Source organism: Zobellella aerophila (assembly GCF_039539325.1).
Classification (GTDB): domain Bacteria; phylum Pseudomonadota; class Gammaproteobacteria; order Enterobacterales; family Aeromonadaceae; genus Oceanimonas; species Oceanimonas aerophila.
Genome location: NZ_BAABCX010000001.1, coordinates 415,798 through 432,707 on the forward strand (window position 1 = coordinate 415,798; position 16,910 = coordinate 432,707).

Below are 16,910 nucleotides of genomic sequence, written 5' to 3' on the forward strand. Positions count from 1 at the left end.
ATGCTGGAATTGCTGTTTCTGCTACTTCCGGTAGCCGCGGCTTATGGCTGGTACATGGGACGACGGGGTGTTCGCCAGGATGCCCAGAAACAGTCAAATACCTTCTCCCGGCAGTATGTTGCCGGGCTAAATTTTTTACTTTCCGATGAACCGGATAAAGCGGTCGATCTCTTTATCCAGTTGCTGCAGGTCGACAGCGAGACCATAGATACCCACCTGGCATTGGGCAATTTATTCCGCTCCCGTGGCGAGGTGGATCGTGCCATCCGCATTCATCAAAACCTGATTGCCCGCCCTAATTTGACGCTGGAACAGCGCCACCTGGCTATGCTGGAGCTTGCCCGAGACTTTCTGGCGGCAGGTCTGCTGGACCGGGCCGAGCAAATCCTGGTGGAGTTAAGGGATGATCCCGACTATGAGCAGGAAGCGCTCAGCCAACTGATGATCATCAACCAACAGCTGCAGGAATGGGATAAAGCCATTGAAGTGGCGGCTCGGCTGAAAAAATTGCAAGGACTCAAGGTGTCTGTGCCCATGAGTCATTTCTATTGCGAGCTGGCAGAGCATAAATTGCGCCAGGACCAGCTTAAGCCTGCCATCGCCAGTCTTAAAAAAGCGCTGCAGGCCGATCCGGGTTGTGTGCGGGCCAGTATCAGGCTGGCCAGCCTCTATATGGAGCAGGCGCAATGGTCCCTTGCCATCAACCATTTGAGCAAGGTGAGCGAGCAGGATATGGATTTTGTCAGCGAAGCCCTGCCCAAGCTAAAAGATTGTTATCAGGCACTCGATCAGCCCGCCGAGTGGGCGTCCTTGTTGGAACAGCTGGTAGCCAAGGGGGCGGGCGCCAGCGCTGTGCTGATGCTGGCTGACTGGCTACAGCAAAATCAGGGCCAGCTGAATGCAGAGCAGCTGGTTCTGGGACAATTAAAGCGTCACCCGACCATGAAAGGTTTTTATCGCCTGATGTCTTACCATGCGGCCAATGCGGAAGCAGGACGAGCCCGAGAAAGCCTTGAAATGCTCAAGGATCTGGTAGACACACAAATCCACGCTAAACCGAGCCACCGTTGCGGTCAGTGTGGTTTTTCCAGTAATACCCTATTTTGGCAATGCCCCTCCTGCAAGCAGTGGGGGAGTATTAAACCTGTGCGTGGCCTCGACGGTGAATAATCACGCCAGACAGACAAATAAAAAGGTAGCAGATGCAAGACTCCAAGACTCAAGATCCAAAGATCATCGTCGCCCTCGACTTTGCCGATGAGCAGGATGCCAAGACCCTGGTTGCCAGGCTGACTCCCGAGGCATGCCGGCTGAAGGTGGGGAAGGAAATGTTTACCCTGTTCGGGCCCAGGTTTGTGCGTTATCTGGTGGACGCCGGCTTCGATGTATTCCTGGATCTCAAGTTTCACGATATTCCCAACACGGTGGCCAAGGCCGTAGCTGCGTCTGCCGAACTGGGGGTCTGGATGGTTAACGTACATGCTAGCGGCGGTGTACGAATGATGGAGGCGGCGCGAGCGGCCCTGGTGCCTTATGGTGATAAGGCGCCACTGCTGATCGGGGTGACAGTGCTTACCAGTATGACAGGTGAGGAACTGCATCAGACCGGCGTGTTACGTTCACCGGCGGAGCAAGTGCTGTCGCTGGCCCGTCAGGCTCGGCAGGCGGGACTGGATGGGGTGGTCTGTTCCGCCCAGGAAGCCAGTCTGCTAAAGGCCGAACTAGGGCCGGACTTCAAGCTGGTGACCCCGGGAATTCGCCCGGCCGGCAGCGAGGCCGGCGATCAACGGCGTATTATGACGCCAGAGCAGGCCATTGCCGCCGGCAGCGACTACCTGGTGGTAGGACGCCCCATCACCCAGGCGGATGATCCGGCGGCGGTATTGGATGAAATTAATCGCAGCATGGAATAAACACGGGAAGTTGGCAGAGAAACGGGCCTATTTCTCAATGCTGTTCAGTTAAGGGGGTCGTCACCCACTGGGCCGGCCATTGGCATCATGGCCGAAATATGTTCCTTGAATTTCCGCCATCCATGACGGTCAGATGGCGTCGTCGAGCCCCAGGGACGGGATGCCGGCGGATCTGCGTGGTGGAGGAGGGCTCCCTTTGCTGATTAACTGAGCTGCATTAGACTTACTTCTTACTTCTTACTTCTTACTTCTTACTTCTTACTTCTTACTTCTTACTTCTTACTTCTTACGTCTAAATAGCTGTTCCGAATAGTAGGTGACAGCGACCGGGTATCGCTAAGCAGAGCCTCTGCGCCAGGTATGGCGCAGCGGAGCCCTCAGGGGGGGCAGCTTGCTGCCTGCATCGAGCTTGGTAGCGGACTGAATATCCAGTGAATATTCGCAGCCGTTACCAAGCGAAGATGGCCTTAGCTCATGATGTGTCGGCGTGCGTTACCCGGTCGATGTAGCAGTATTAGGAACAGTTATTTAGCGCCTCAAATTCACCCCGATACCAGAAGGCCCTTAGCCTGTCCAGCCAGGGGGCGACATCCAGCCCCTGGCCCCGGCGCCAGTGGGCATCATAATAGGTATTTAGATAACGATCACCCTGATCACAGATCAGGGTGATCAGGGATCCCGACCGTTCTTGTTCCGCCATGGTCTTTAATTTAAGTAGGATGCCCATAAAGTTGGTACCGGTACTGCCGCCGCACTTACGGCCCAATATCTCTTCTAGCAACAGCATGGCCGCCAGGCTTGCCACATCGGGGATCTGATGCATGTCATCGATGATATCGGGCATGAAACTGGGCTCTACCCGGGGGCGGCCTATGCCTTCTATACGCGAGCCGTTGGCGGAAGTCAGCCCGGGATCCCGTTGCCGGTAATAGTCATAAAACACCGAATGCTCCGGATCCACCACGCACAGCCGGGTACGCATCTTGGAGTAGCGGATATGGCGCCCTATGGTCGCCGAGGTACCGCCGGTGCCCGCGCTCATCACCACCCATTCCGGTTCTGGAAAAGGCTCCTTGGCCATCTGTTCGAACATGCTTTCGGCAATATTGTTATTGCCGCGCCAGTCGGTTGCACGCTCGGCAAAGGTAAATTGGTCGACGAAATGACCGCCGGTTTCTTTTGCCAGGCGATATGATTCGGGATAAATCAGGCTGGCATCATCTACCAGGTGACATCGGCCGCCATAAAAGTTGATCTTGGCAATTTTTTCAGCGGAGGTGTGCCTGGGGATCACGGCGATAAAGGGTAAACCCAGCAACTTGGAAAAGTAGGCTTCGGACACCGCGGTACTGCCGCTGGAGGCCTCTATGATGGTCCTGCCTTCATCGATCCAGCCATTGCAGAGGCCATAAAGGAATAAGGAGCGGGCCAGCCGGTGTTTCAGGCTGCCGGTGGGATGGCTGGATTCGTCTTTCAGGTAAATATGACGATCTGGCCAGGACGGTGGTGTCACCTTGAACAGATGGGTATCGGCGCTGCGCTGGAAGTCGGCTTCTATCTTGTTGATGGCCTCGTTGACCCATAAACGACCCATGTTGGCTCCTGTTGCCGCAAATTTTTATAGTCTATAGGAAAGGAGAAAATATGTAATCGTCGGGTTTGCGCGTTTGATCAGGGTGTCCATACCTTGTGATAAGTATCGGATACGACCTCGCTCCGCCCATGGCATACCTGTACCGGCTTGAGCGCGAGGTTGGCCGGCGGGGAGCTGGTGGACAAGAATAACTCCAGGGTAGTTTGCTATGCTCACTGGATGAGTTGAAGTCCTTTATCTGTTGGTGCCGCGGCTTGTCGGGCCCGGATAAAATGTTGCCTCGAGGCCGGTTGAATAACATACAGAAAGAGTTGTTTGATATTGGGTGTGACTATCCTTTGCCTATAAAAGCCATTTTAGTAGTAAGCCAAATCTGACAGGGTTGACTGTCTGGAAGTCTGTATCGATGAGTTGTCTGCTCGTTTGCTTCTATTACGCCAGTTGATCTTGCCGGATGGAGTCAGCAGGTCACGGCATTTCATATGGCACGCACCATTGCCAGGCGGGCAAAGCGACAGCTGGTGTCATTGGAAATAAGGTTAATCCGGAAAGTACCAGGTACCCCGACAGGCTAAGTGACCTGTTGTTTGTATTGGCCTGGGATACCGCACTTCAGAGGGGGGAGAGGAGACTAACTGGCAGCAGGCTAAACTGAGGCTTAAGACGACTAAATAAATTTCAGGGCCGGAGGGCCCTGAAATTGTGTTATTTGATTAAGAAATCATCCAGGCTGCCGCCGTTGTCCAGTGCTGTTTGGATAACTGAAGGCTTGCGGCCTTGGCCAGTCCAGGTTTTCTGCTCGCCATTTTCGTCGGTATAGGCATATTTAGCAGGACGCTTACTACGACCGACGGATTTTTTGCTCGGTTCGGCCAGTTCAACCAGGTCATTAATATCGATGCCGTCGGCGGCCAGCATATTCATGTATTCTTTCAGTTTACGCTCACGTTCGGCGGCGGTGGCGCGTTCTTCTGCTTCAGCTTCGCGACGCTCTTCAACCACTGATGATAATTTTGCCAAGCCTTCTTCTAATTGCTCCAAGGTGAGTTCACGGCCAGCGGCGCGCAGGCTGCGGATATTCAGCAGGGTCTTTAGAAATTCAGTCATCGCGATTACCTATATAAGTTATTTGCTTCGATATTTAAGCTGGTTTAAGTCAACATAATTATTTTATATCACGCGGTTAACTAATACAAACTCAAATTAAAAATGAAGGAAGTGGTAATTCAAAACAATATTTTGTAATGCATTGCATATTGCAAAAAAGCATATGGTGATGAAAGTGTTAAACGTACTACCAACTGCCTGGGCTAAAATTTTTCCTTATTTAGTCTATGGTAAAGCTAAAGGTAAAGGTATCGGACAGAAACATCAGTTGTTCGGGCTGTTTATTAATCAGTTACTCACAACCTGGTGTGAAAAAAGAGGTACAAGAGATACAAAAGAGACCTTTTTGTTTAAAATCGGACTCATTGGTGACTCTTTTGATATATTGACCTGTAATGATTTATTTATTTGGATTAATATATTGATTTTAATGATTAAGTTAGTACAATGAGTTGTTCTAACTTGCGTAGAGGTGCGCGTCTTATCAGTTCAGTCGATCAGTTCAGGGTGATACTGTTTATGCTGATTAAGAGGAAGCCGCGCCGAAGCCGCCTTTGCCGATCGGGCAAGGTGGTTGGGATCAGGTCGAACAGGCCGGATACTGTCATGCATATGCCATGATGCGCTACTGCTGGGAATGTTAAGGGGCTCTGTCTGACTTGTCTTTTCCTGGTGGGTTTTTTAGCAAGCAAGCATAGGTGCTGTAATGGATTCCCATCTTTTTATTCAAACACATTGGTCTTTACTGCCACCATTATTGGCCATTTTGCTGGCTATAATGACCCGTCGGGTGCTGTTGTCGCTAGGAATGGGCATTGTGCTGGGGGGGCTGCTGGTTAACGAGTTTCAGCCTGTTGATTCCATTAGCCATTTGTTTAATAAGGTTTTATCCCTGTTTTGGCAGCAGGGAGGCCTGAATGAATGGAATATGAACATACTGTTATTCCTGTTATTGCTGGGTTGTATCATCAGTATCCTCAGCCGGGTAGGCGCTACTCAGGCATTTGCCGAATGGGCGCAAGAGCGTATTAAAAGTCGCCGGCAGGCTAAGATCATGACCGGTTTACTGGTGTTTGTCTTTTTTATCGACGATTACTTTCACAGTCTATCGGTGGGAGCCATATGTCGCCCTGTGACCGATAGATTCAACATATCCAGGACTAAGCTTGCTTACCTGCTTGATTCCACGGCGGCTCCGGTATGTGTGTTAATGCCGGTATCTTCTTGGGGAGCTTATATTATTGCCTTGGTAGGCGGCATCCTGACCAGCTACAGTATGACCGGGCACAGCGCTTTCGGTGCTTTTTTGTTGATGGGGAGCATGAACTTTTATGCCATCTTTACCCTGCTGATGGTCGTGCTGGTCATTAAGGGAGACTGGGATCTAGGGGCCATGGGGCGTCATGAATCCCTGGCCCTGGAAGGAGAATTGTTTGACGGTAACAAAGGTGCGCCACCAGGCGTAGCCGATATAGCCGGACCCGATGGACGGGTCAGTGATCTGGCATTAGCCATCGGTGTGCTGACATTGGTGACGGTATTCGGCCTGTTATTTAGCGGCGCACAGAGTCTGGCGGCAAATGATTTGCCTTTTAGCTTGCTGTCGGCCCTGGAAAATACCAATGTAGGGCGAGCCCTGGTATTAGGGGGTGTGGCCGGGTTAGTCGTTTGTGGCTGGGCGATGTTGCGCCAAAAAGCCGATGTCGGACAATGGGGGCAGGCGTTGTGGACGGGTATCAGGGGGATGCTACCGGCCATCTATATTTTGCTGTTTGCCTGGACCATAGCCGGTATGATTTCCGAGCTGGAAACCGGGAAGTATCTTGCATCCCTCATTCGGCAGAACCTGCCGGTCTATCTGCTGCCGGCCCTGTTGTTCTTGTTGGCGGGGATAATGGCATTTGCTACCGGCACCAGCTGGGGTACCTTCGGCGTTATGCTGCCTATTGCCGCGGATATGGTGATGGCGATCGATGCTCAGCTATTGCTACCGGGTTTATCTGCCGTCATGGCGGGAGCGGTATTCGGGGACCATTGCTCGCCCATATCAGATACCACCATATTGTCTTCTACCGGGGCTTCTTGCCATCATATCGACCATGTGATTACTCAGCTGCCTTATGCGCTGTCTATCGCTTTGGTGAGTGTGGCTGGATATTTGGTATTGGGGTATAGCGGCTCCCTGGCCACGGGCTTTATTGCTGCCCTGTCGTGTTTTGCATTGATACTCCTCGGCTGGCGTCGATGGCAAGGGAGGAGGGCCCATGGCGTCGCTGCACTATAAATATGCCGCCATGAATTCGGGCAAGTCGACCCAGCTTATTCAGGCGCACTTTAATTACCAGGAGAGGGGCCTGACACCCTATGCCATGACACCTCGCATGGATACCAGGGCGGGGATGGGTATTATCCGGGCCCGGGTTGGGTTGCAGCTTGAGGTGGATACCTTCGGCACAGGCTGTAACTTGTTCAGGTTGATCAAGGTGAAGGCAGAGCTGGCATCGCTGGATGTATTTATTTTGGATGAGGCGCAGTTTCTGACCCGGGCACAGGTGTACCAGTTGGCGCAAATCGTGGATGAGCTCAATGTTCCGGTGATGGCTTACGGTTTGAAAAGCGATTTTCGTGGTGAGCTGTTCGAAGGCGCTTACTATTTGTTGTGCTTGGCCGACAAGCTGGAAGAGCTGAAAACCATTTGCTGGTGTGGAAACAAGGCCCATATGAATGCCAGACTGGATGCCGAGGGGAGCCTGGTCAGGGAAGGAGAGCAGGTGGAAATCGGCGGCAATGAACGCTATGTGGCACTCTGTCGCCGGCATTATATCCAGGGTAAGGCTCGGGCCTGAGTGTTAAACAAAAGGCGCCTGACGGCGCCTTTTGTTGTTTGTTTCCTGCTCAGAATCGGTAGTTCATCTGAAGGCCAAACAGGTAGGCATCGCCGCCGGAGATAAATTCAAAGTTATCTTCTTTGACGTCGACCTTCTTACCGTTCAGGAAGGCAAAGGAGGCATCGAAGCTCAGTTGCTGGTTGTAGCTGTAAGTAGAGCCCAGGCTGTACCAGACACGGTTGCTGTCGGGAATCGAGATGGAGCGGAATGCTTCCCGTACCGGGGATCTGTCATAGGCAACACCGCCGCGCAAGGTCCATCGCTCATCGAGCCGATGGGTGGCGGCGGCACTCACCCGCCAGCTGTTTTTAAACTGTTCGTCTTTCTGGAATAGTTCCTGGCCGGTGGAGCCCACGGCTTTCAGCTCCTTAAAGCTGCTCCATTCGGTCCACAGCAGACCATAGTGCAGTGCCCAGTCGGGATTGAGCCGATGGAAACCGGAAAACTCCGCCATGGCGGGCAAGGTGACATCCAGGTTGGCGGGAACCCTCTGCTGTGCGGAAGTAAGTCCCGTAAACTCCCCACTAAACTTAATATCGACCCCAGACCGATAGCTCAGGCCCCAGCGGTTGTGCTCATCGGCCTCAACCAGCAGGCCGATATTCCAGCCGTAGCCCCAGTCATCGCCCTCCAGGCGAGCGGCCTCTGTTGTCGGTACCGTTCCTGGGATCAGCGCAGAGGCGATACCTAGATGGCGCACCAGCTCGGCATCGGCATATACCGCATTGACGCCGGCTCCCAGAGAGAGGTGGTTATTGGCCTTGAAGGCGATATTGGGATTCAGGTTCAGTGTTTTAAGCGAGGTCATGCCGGCGACCGTGCCCGCATAATGGTTGTCCTGATATGAAGTGGACAAGCCATAGTTGGTGAAGGCGCCGAAGCCCGTTGTCCACTGGTCGTTGATGGGCTGGATGTAATAGAAAAAGGGAACCAGGGCATCGCCGGCGATATCTTCGGATTGGGTGGGTAAACCGGAACCTTGGCCCGTTGCTGCCGTTGTCCCTTTACCTTCTACGTCTACCTCAGGGTTAACGTAGATGGCACCCGCAGAGAGTGCCGCGCTGTCAAACAGGGTCATGGCCGCCGGGTTACGACCTAATACAGAGGCGTTGTCGCCGATGGCTCCCTCTCCGGCATAGGCACGGCCGAGACCGGTGGTGTTTTGTTCGGCCAGCTGGAAGGCGGCGGAGTGGGCTTGCCCGGTTGCCACTGTAACAGCAGCGGCGAGCAAAGACAGTTTCAAGTTTTTTGGGCACATAAGTAGATTCCCTTACTCAACGTATCCTGCAGGTGCATTTGGATTTTATTGTTGGCGGTAAGTGGTATGAACTCTTACCAGATGACAAGATAAATAAGTGTAAAGGAAAAGTAAAACACTTGTTTACAAAAAAGGGCCGATAAGGCCCTTTTTGTTATTGATATCAATGGTTAGAGATCTGACTCCATTCTCCTGAACCCCAGCACTACGGTCTTTTCCGGCTCCCTGTCCAGCTTGCTGACCAAGATACAGGTCAGGCCACAGAGCAGGAAGCCGGGCACGATTTCATACAGATCGAACAGGCCGCCGTTGAGTTGCTTCCAGCCGATCACCGTCAGAGCGCCCAGGACGATACCGGCCAGGGCACCGTTACGGGTCAGGCGAGGCCAATATACCGAAAGAATGATGACAGGGCCGAAGGCGGCGCCAAAACCGGCCCAGGCATAACTGACCAGGCCAAGCACGGTGGTTTGTGGATCCAGGGCCAGCAACATGGCAGAAATGGCTACCACCAGCACGGCGATCCGGCCGATCCACACCAGCTCCTGGTCATGGGCATGGGGCCTGAGCCAGCGTTTGTAAAAGTCTTCGGTCAGAGCGGAAGAGCACACCAGTAATTGGGAGTCGATGGTGCTCATGATAGCCGACATAATGGCAGCGATCAGAAAGCCTGCCACCCAGGGGTTAAATACCGCATTGGCCAGTGCCAGGAACACGGTTTCTGCATTGATCAGTGGCGCATCGGCAAAATACACGGCACCGACCAGGCCCACGCCGAGGGCGCCAATCAACGACAGTATCATCCAGCTCATGGCAATGCGGCGTGACAAGGGTACCGAGCGGGGTGAGTCTATGGCCATGAAACGGGCCAGAATATGCGGCTGGCCAAAATATCCGAGTCCCCAGGCCATCAAGCTCAGGCCGCTCAGCAATGAGAAATCATGAAGAAAATCAAGCTTGTTGGCATCCATCTTACCCAGGGTGTCCAAGGTCTGCTCTAGCCCACCCAGTTCATTCATCACCGCCCAGGGCATGACGATCAGTGCCAGCAGCATCAGGATGCCTTGAAAAAAGTCGGTCCAGGACACCGCCAGGAAGCCCCCCATAAAGGTATAGGCCACGATCACGCTGCCGCCGATTAACAAGGCGCTCAGGTAAGGCAGGCCAAAAACCTTTTCAAACAGGATAGCGCCGCCGACCATGCCCGAGGCGGTGTAGAATACGAAAAATACCAGTATGGTGAGGGCGGAGATCACCCGCAGCAGACCCGAGGTGTCGGCCAGCCTGTTTTCCAGGAAATCGGGCAGGGTAAGGGAGTCATTGGCTTGTTCGGTATAGATACGCAGTCGCTTGGCTACAAACAACCAGTTCAGCCAGGCTCCGATCACCAGGCCGATGCCGATCCAGGCCTGGTTGACACCATACAGATAAACCGCACCCGGCAGCCCCAGCAGCAGCCAACCACTCATATCGGATGCGCCGACACTCAAGGCGGCCACCGCCGGCCCGAGTCGGCGCCCACCCAGGATATAATCGCTCAGCGAGCTGGTTGCCCGATAGGCGACCAAACCAATCAGCAGAGTGAGCAAGAGATAGCCGACAAAGGTAATCAAGATTGGGAATTCAATATTCATTGAGGAGATTCCTGTTGTTCCGAACAGCGTTTTCGCTTCCATGTGAGCGAGGGGGCGGCATGCTACACCAGATAGGGTGCTTACTTACAGCATAGTCAGGAATTTATTTGCCCAGCTCTTTGTTGTGGAACTTTGACTGAAGGTCTAGCTTTACTTTTACGGGTAAATGCGCAAACACAATAAGAACCAAAAACAAGGATTGTCGATATGATCAAACCTATCTTAGTGGCTTCATGCCTGGTGGCGGCCAGTGCTCATGCTCAATCCCCTGTATATACCAGCTGGCATAACCCTGACTATCAGTTTTATGTGGGGCTGAATTATGCCAACCTTGATTTTGACACGGACTCATTGAGTGAATCCGTTAACTGGGACTCTGTCGGGCTGAACCTGGGTTTTCAGCCGTCACCCTATCTTGCTGTTGAAGGTCGCCTTGGGAAGGGCTTTGGTGATGATACTGTGGCTGGAGTGGTGAAAACCGAACTTGAACATTATTATGGCGTTTATTTGTTGCCTCAGTTCCCGATCGAGGACGTTATGTCGGTCTATGGACTATTGGGCTGGACAGAAGCCGAAGCGGAGGCCAGTGCCCCTGCATTTGGCCTGAAAGAATCCGATTCTGAAAGCGATCTCAGTTATGGGGTAGGGGTGCGTTTCTTAGGCAAGCGTCACCAACGGGGAGTCGGCTTCTTTGCCGAGTATGCCCGCCTGTTGGACAAGGATGATTTTGAAATGGATGCGCTGACCGTGGGGCTGACCTGGCATTTCTGACCGCCCCCTATAGCCCATAGTGATAAAATGGAGGCCAAGCGGCCTAATGCTTGTCAGTTAAGGCGCTGGCAAGCGTTGATCCCTCGCAGGCCGGGTCGCGTAGCGCCCCGGCCTTTTCTTTACCGTCCTCGGGTAACTACGTTCGCGTTTGGCCGGCAAGATAAAACTCTCTGCCATATCCAGTATGGTTTGCATTACCTTGGGAATATTACCCGCTGCCACCGCCGGTAATAATTGCAGCTGACCGATAAGAAAAAGGGCCGCTGGCGCATCCGGCCATTTCTTTCTGGCCTGGGGCGAGACGCTCAGGGGAACCGGCTCCTGACCTGGACAAGCTTCCTGAGCCGCTGGTACTGGGCGCCTTTACGCAAGGGCAACAACCAATGACGTTCACTCCCCGCGGACTGCCAACGATGGAGTAACCCCAACGCATAAAAACCGCGGTCAAACAAGGTTAGGGAATGGCAACCATGGCTCATGGACAGGTGGTGATACAGGGAGATGCCCACCACGGCCCACACCATCACCTCCATTGCCAGGCGCTGTTTGCGAAGGGACGCAACGCCGGTATCGATTAGGCATTGTTCGATGAGTCCAGGCGACAGCAGATCGGACAAGCCGGCAAACTCTTCAGGGGTGAACTGATGAACGGCATCAAGCGCCTGACTTAATTGCATAAAAAATCCGATGACCAGTGAGCATCGGATTTTGTCAGTTATGCAGGCTTGGTCAATGGATCCTTAACTGATCGGCATTAGGCCAAGCGACCCCTTATTTATAGGCGAGCGGTGAGCAGTTAAATGATATGCTCCAGCGATGTTTTGACGGTGTCGGTTACCTGTTTAAGGTTTTCCTGCATATCGGTAACGATCACCAGGCGGTAATTTTGCATCGGTACCACCTCACCCTGCAGCCCCTGACCGGCAAATTGGCTTTCCATCTTTAACGGTTGATCCATGGGTACCAAAAAGATATTGATACGCTCATACTCGCCCGCGATCACCAGATGTGCGACCGTGCCGCCGGGAAACATGCAATGATTGGCATAGTAAATCTTGCCTACCCGGCTCATGTCACTCAAGCGGGCGCCATAGGGCGCCAACTTGGCATTGGCAGCGATCAGCGTGACCTGCTCATCCACATAACGGGTAAAGGGCATTTCCGTCTGTACATGCTGCAGGGCCACCTGAGCAATCGAAGGTAGCCCGGGACTGGCCTCGGCAGGTAAGTGGATAAAACGGGTAGCAAAGCCAAGGACAAAGGCTACCGAGGCGGCAATAGCCAAGTAGCGCCAGCCTGGCCCTTCTCTGTATTTTGGTTCACCCAGGAGGTGCCTCAACATCAGGGTATCGGGGAAGCCCTTGGGCACAGGCACATTCATGGCCTGTTCTAACTTATGATTGAAGTCTTTCATTTCGTTTAGAAACTGCCGGTTTGCTGCATGATCGGTGGAAGCAGATAGAAAATCCGGATGCTTATCGTTGGGATCGGTATAAACCCGACGGCGAAACTCTAACTCATCCATTGTTCCGACCTCTAATCGTTTTGTCATGATCCAGTGCCTCTTTTAACTGATTCCGGGCCCGGAATAGACGTGTCATCACCGTATTTTTGTTTAAATTCAAAATGTCGGCTATCTCTTCGCCACTGAATCCTCCGATCACCTGTAACAGCAGTGGCTCCCTGTATTCGATGGCCAGCTCACCGATATGACGCCTGAGCAACTCGCTTTCCATGTCCTGCTCCGGTCCAGGGCTGTGCTTGTCAGGGACCTGTTGGTTATCCAAGTCCACCAGGTCAAACTGTTTGCGTTCGAAACGGCGGGCATTTTCTCGTCTTAAAATGGTAATCAACCACGCCTTGGCCGCTTTTTCGTCTTTGAGGCTGTCGAGGGCCTTCCAGGCCCGTAAAAAAGTTTCCTGCACCAGATCCTCTGCCACCTGGCGGTCGTGACACAGCCAAAACGCATAACGAAACAAGTCCGCATGCAGGGCGTAGACCAAAGCCTCATAACGTTTTTGTTTTACCCTTATGCCTTTAGAGACCGCATCAGGCTTGGGTATCTTTCGTTTAAACAGGGAAATCATTGATCACCGTAGAGTAGGGGCGGCTTTTCCTAGTCTAATGTGCGAATAGGGACCACTCCAGCTTAATTGTTAAGCTTTTTCCTAAATCAGGATATTTTCAATCAACTGTTTTAAACCTGTTGTAGGGTTGCTAAAATCCCATAGAGGTCAGACCTCTTTAGAGCAAGGAGCGAACATGATGCTGGCTAGCAAGTTAATTACCCCTAGGGGCGACCGGATCGCCATTGTTGATGGGTTGAGGACCCCTTTTGCCCGACAGTCTACCGCCTATCGCGGCATTCCGGCGCTGGATCTAGGAATACTGGTGGTGGCGGAAATGTTGGCCCGTATGCCCATCCCGTCAACTGAAATAGAGCAATTGGTGTTTGGCCAGGTGGTTCAGATGCCCAAGGCACCCAATATTGCCCGGGAAATCGTGCTGGGCACGGAATTATCGGTAACAACCGATGCCTACAGTGTCTCACGGGCCTGTGCCACCAGCTTTCAAGCCGTCTCCAATATTGCCGAAGCCATGATGGCCGGCCAGATCAACACAGGTCTGGCAGGCGGTGCCGATTCATCATCGGTGTTGCCGATAGGTGTTTCCAGGGCCTTGGCCGAGGCCCTGTTGGATCTCAGCAAGGCCAGGACATTGAGTGCCAAGCTCAAGATATTACGTCGCTTAGGGTTGAAGGATCTGGCCCCAGTGCCACCGGCGGTAGCCGAATATTCTACCGGCCTCTCGATGGGACAAACCGCCGAGCAGATGGCCAAGCGCCATGGTATCAGCCGCAAGGAGCAGGATGAGCTGGCCCATCGGTCCCACCAGTTGGCCGACACCGCCTGGCAGCAAGGGCGGCTTGCCGATGAAGTGATGGCCGCCTATGTGCCCCCTTTTCAGACACCCTTGTTACGGGATAACAATATCCGCACCGAGTCTAGCCTGGCGGACTATGCCAAAGTGAAACCTGCTTTTGACAAACGGCACGGCACCGTCACCGCCGCCAACAGTACGCCCTTGACCGACGGTGCCGCCGCAATACTGATGATGACCGAAAGCCGAGCCAAAGCGCTGGGCCTCAGGCCGTTGGGTTATCTGCGCAGCTATGCCTACAGCGCCATCGACGTGTGGCAGGACATGCTGCTGGGCCCATCCTATGCGACGCCGTTGGCCCTGGAGCGGGCCGGCTGTCGGTTAAGCGATATGGATCTGATCGATATGCATGAGGCGTTTGCCGCCCAGACCCTGGCCAACCTGAAGATGTTCGCAAGCCGGCAGTTTGCCGGTCAGCAGCTGAATCGCAGCCAGGCCATCGGTGAGGTCGATATGAGTAAGTTCAATGTGTTGGGGGGCTCCCTGGCTTATGGCCATCCCTTTGCCGCCACCGGTGCACGCATGATCACCCAGACCCTGAGAGAGTTGAACCGCCGGGGAGGCGGGCTGGCATTAACTACCGCCTGTGCCGCCGGTGGCCTGGGCGCGGCTATGGTATTGGAGGCAGCCGAATGAACGAACAGGTCCAGACCAGCAAGGTGAGCGCCTTCACCCTGAGTAAAGATGACGGCATTGGCATTATTACCATGGATGTGCCCGGGGAGCGCATGAATACCCTGCGTACCAGCTTTGCCGAGGAGTTCAGAGCGTTGCTGATGGAAATAAAGGCGGATGATCAGCTCAACGGCTTGGTGCTGTGCTCCGGCAAGCCCGACTCTTTTGTGGCCGGGGCCGATATCAATATGCTGACCGCCTGCACCACGGCCGCCGAGGCGGCCGCCTTGGCCAAGGCGGGACAGCAGATCTTTGCCGAGCTGGAGGCGTTGGACATTCCCCTGATCGCCGCCATTCATGGCCCTTGCCTGGGAGGTGGGCTAGAGCTGGCCCTGGCCTGTCATGGGCGGGTATGTTCCGACGCTGACAGCACTCGCCTGGGTCTGCCGGAAGTACAGCTGGGGTTGCTCCCCGGTTCCGGTGGTACCCAGCGTTTGCCCCGACTGGTCGGCTTGACCCGGGCACTGGAGATGATGCTCACCGGCAAACCGCTGCGTGCCCGAGCCGCATACAAGGCCGGTCTGGTGGATGACATGGTGCCGGAAACTATCCTGATCGATACCGCCATCCGGTTGGCACGTCAAGGAAAGCCGGAGCATAAGCGCCAAACCGGGCTTAAAAGCCTGTTACTGGAAGCCAATCCCCTCGGCCGCAAGCTGGTGTTTGACAAGGCGCTGAGTCGCCTGCGGGACAAAACCCGGGGTCGTTATCCGGCGCCGGAAAAACTGCTGGAGGTGGTGCGCATCGGGCTGGAGCAAGGCATGGCATCTGGCCTGGGCGCCGAGGCCGCCGCCTTTGGCGAGTTGGTGATGAGCTCCCAGTCGGCGGCGTTGCGGCATCTGTTCTTCGCCACCACAGAGATGAAAAAAGAACGCAGCTTCGCCGGCGCTGATCCTTTGCCCCTACAGCGTATCGGTGTGTTGGGGGGAGGTCTGATGGGCGGCGGCATCGCCTTCGTAACTGCCACCAGGGCCGGATTGCCGGTGCGCATCAAGGATATCGACCACAAAGGCATCAATCAGGCCATGGCGACCTGCTATGGCTTGCTGATGCCCAGGGTGCGGGAAAAGAGACTGAGCCAATTCCAGATGCAGGTGCAGCTGGGCCGTTTGACCGGCGGTATCGACTATAAGGGGTTTGATAAGGTTGATATGGTGGTCGAGGCGGTATTTGAGGAGCTGCCGGTGAAGCAGCAGATGGTGGCGGATATCGAGACCCATTGCCCTGTACACACGATTTTTGCCTCCAACACCTCTTCTTTACCGATCCATCAGATTGCCGCCAAGGCGCAGCGGCCGGAACAGGTGATCGGGTTACATTATTTCAGTCCGGTGGACAAGATGCCGTTGGCAGAAATTATTCCCCATGCAGGGACCAGTGCCCAAACCGTAGCGACGGCATTGGCACTGGCCCGGGAGCAAGGCAAGACGCCGATAGTGGTCGGGGATAAGGCCGGTTTTTATGTCAATCGGATCCTGGCGCCCTATTTAAATGAGGCGGCCCGTTTATTGCTGGAAGGTGAGCCCATTGAGGGCATAGACAGTGCCTTGGTGGACTACGGCTTCCCGATTGGTCCCATCAGCCTACTGGACGAAGTGGGCATAGACGTCGCCGCCAAGATAGCGCCTGTGTTAGCGCGGGAGCTAGGTATGCGGTTTCAGGCCCCGGCGGCGTTTACCACCTTGCTGGACGACAAGCGTTATGGCAAGAAGAATGGTCGTGGTTTTTACCGTTTTGGTGGTAAGAATAAGACCAGGTCGGTGGATGAAGCCGTCTATCGGCTGCTGGGGGTTAAACCCAAGGTCAAGCTGCCGGCCCAGGAAATCGCCGAACGTTGTGTGCTCCCGATGTTGAACGAGGCGGTGCTTGCCCTGGAGGAGGGGGTGATCGCTTCGGCCAGGGACGGAGATATCGGCGCCATCTTCGGCATCGGTTTCCCGCCTTTCCTGGGCGGGCCCTACTATTATATGCAGCAGCTGGGTGCCCAGGCCCTGGTGGATAAAATGCAGGAGTACAGCCGTAAATACGGCGAGCGCTTCGCCCCTTGCGAGCCCCTGCGGCGCCGGGCACGGGAGGGACGGGGGTTTTACTGAGGGGGGGCCAGGGAGCGACGCAGAGCCGGCTCCTTGT

General features: G+C 54.2%; 14 protein-coding genes, 1 pseudogene and 1 riboswitch. Of the genes and pseudogenes, 8 read left to right on the forward strand and 7 right to left on the reverse strand.

What is annotated here, in order from left to right:
• Positions 1 to 1,170, forward strand: a complete 1,170-nt coding sequence (lapB, locus tag ABD806_RS01975; protein ID WP_344954183.1) for a lipopolysaccharide assembly protein LapB — start codon at positions 1 to 3, stop codon at positions 1,168 to 1,170.
• Between the two features lie 32 nt (positions 1,171 to 1,202).
• Positions 1,203 to 1,913 carry an orotidine-5'-phosphate decarboxylase gene (gene pyrF / locus ABD806_RS01980; protein ID WP_344954185.1) on the forward strand — a complete coding sequence of 237 codons (711 nt, stop codon included), beginning with the start codon at positions 1,203 to 1,205 and terminating at the stop codon, positions 1,911 to 1,913.
• 514 nt (positions 1,914 to 2,427) lie between these two features.
• On the opposite strand, the gene ABD806_RS01985 is transcribed toward pyrF, so the two are convergent.
• Both ABD806_RS01985 and ABD806_RS01990 read right to left on the reverse strand, forming a co-directional pair.
• Positions 2,428 to 3,507 carry a PLP-dependent cysteine synthase family protein gene (locus ABD806_RS01985; RefSeq protein WP_344954186.1) on the reverse strand — a complete coding sequence of 360 codons (1,080 nt, stop codon included), beginning with the start codon at positions 3,505 to 3,507 and terminating at the stop codon, positions 2,428 to 2,430.
• 705 nt (positions 3,508 to 4,212) lie between these two features.
• Positions 4,213 to 4,614, reverse strand: a complete 402-nt coding sequence (locus ABD806_RS01990; protein WP_344954187.1) for an H-NS family histone-like protein — start codon at positions 4,612 to 4,614, stop codon at positions 4,213 to 4,215.
• A gap of 169 nt (positions 4,615 to 4,783) precedes the next feature.
• Here ABD806_RS01990 and ABD806_RS01995 point away from each other — a divergent pair, with 169 nt between their 5' ends.
• The 3 genes from ABD806_RS01995 to ABD806_RS02005 all read left to right on the forward strand — a co-directional run bounded on the left by ABD806_RS01995 (position 4,784) and on the right by ABD806_RS02005 (position 7,460).
• Entirely contained in the window at positions 4,784 to 5,065 is a 282-nt protein-coding gene (locus ABD806_RS01995) for a hypothetical protein (RefSeq protein WP_344954189.1), read from the forward strand.
• An 8-nt stretch (positions 5,066 to 5,073) separates the two neighbouring features.
• A riboswitch (Lysine riboswitch) is annotated at positions 5,074 to 5,250 on the forward strand.
• Positions 5,251 to 5,320: 70 nt separating this feature from the next.
• Positions 5,321 to 6,898, forward strand: coding sequence for a Na+/H+ antiporter NhaC family protein (locus tag ABD806_RS02000; RefSeq protein ID WP_344954191.1), 1,578 nt, complete (start codon positions 5,321 to 5,323; stop codon positions 6,896 to 6,898).
• A complete protein-coding gene (locus tag ABD806_RS02005) occupies positions 6,879 to 7,460 on the forward strand; it encodes a thymidine kinase (RefSeq protein ID WP_344954193.1) in 582 nt (193 codons plus the stop codon). Before ABD806_RS02000 ends, ABD806_RS02005 begins: the two co-directional genes overlap by 20 nt.
• Before the next feature lie 49 nt (positions 7,461 to 7,509).
• Here ABD806_RS02005 and ABD806_RS02010 read toward each other — a convergent pair whose 3' ends face one another.
• Positions 7,510 to 8,760 carry an outer membrane protein transport protein gene (locus ABD806_RS02010; protein ID WP_344954195.1) on the reverse strand — a complete coding sequence of 417 codons (1,251 nt, stop codon included), beginning with the start codon at positions 8,758 to 8,760 and terminating at the stop codon, positions 7,510 to 7,512.
• A gap of 170 nt (positions 8,761 to 8,930) precedes the next feature.
• On the reverse strand, positions 8,931 to 10,394 hold the full coding sequence (gene putP / locus ABD806_RS02015; protein ID WP_344954197.1) for a sodium/proline symporter PutP: 1,464 nt from the start codon (positions 10,392 to 10,394) through the stop codon (positions 8,931 to 8,933).
• Between the two features lie 207 nt (positions 10,395 to 10,601).
• Here putP and ABD806_RS02020 point away from each other — a divergent pair, with 207 nt between their 5' ends.
• Positions 10,602 to 11,165: a porin family protein gene (locus ABD806_RS02020; RefSeq protein WP_344954199.1), complete on the forward strand. Its 564-nt coding sequence runs from the start codon at positions 10,602 to 10,604 to the stop codon at positions 11,163 to 11,165.
• 57 nt (positions 11,166 to 11,222) lie between these two features.
• Here the strand turns inward: ABD806_RS02020 and ABD806_RS02025 are convergent.
• From ABD806_RS02025 to ABD806_RS02035, 3 genes and pseudogenes are all read right to left on the reverse strand, one after another.
• A pseudogene (locus tag ABD806_RS02025) lies at positions 11,223 to 11,842 on the reverse strand (transposase domain-containing protein).
• 119 nt (positions 11,843 to 11,961) lie between these two features.
• Entirely contained in the window at positions 11,962 to 12,690 is a 729-nt protein-coding gene (locus ABD806_RS02030) for a DUF3379 family protein (protein WP_344954201.1), read from the reverse strand.
• Positions 12,683 to 13,252 carry a sigma-70 family RNA polymerase sigma factor gene (locus ABD806_RS02035; protein ID WP_425583059.1) on the reverse strand — a complete coding sequence of 190 codons (570 nt, stop codon included), beginning with the start codon at positions 13,250 to 13,252 and terminating at the stop codon, positions 12,683 to 12,685. Before ABD806_RS02035 ends, ABD806_RS02030 begins: the two co-directional genes overlap by 8 nt.
• A gap of 175 nt (positions 13,253 to 13,427) precedes the next feature.
• Between ABD806_RS02035 and fadI the strand changes: the two genes are divergently transcribed.
• The gene (gene fadI, locus ABD806_RS02040) at positions 13,428 to 14,741 is read left to right on the forward strand and encodes an acetyl-CoA C-acyltransferase FadI (RefSeq protein WP_344954203.1); all 1,314 of its coding nucleotides are present in this window, start codon (positions 13,428 to 13,430) and stop codon (positions 14,739 to 14,741) included.
• Entirely contained in the window at positions 14,738 to 16,873 is a 2,136-nt protein-coding gene (gene fadJ / locus ABD806_RS02045) for a fatty acid oxidation complex subunit alpha FadJ (RefSeq protein WP_344954205.1), read from the forward strand. Before fadI ends, fadJ begins: the two co-directional genes overlap by 4 nt.
• Positions 16,874 to 16,910: the final 37 nt, after the last annotated feature.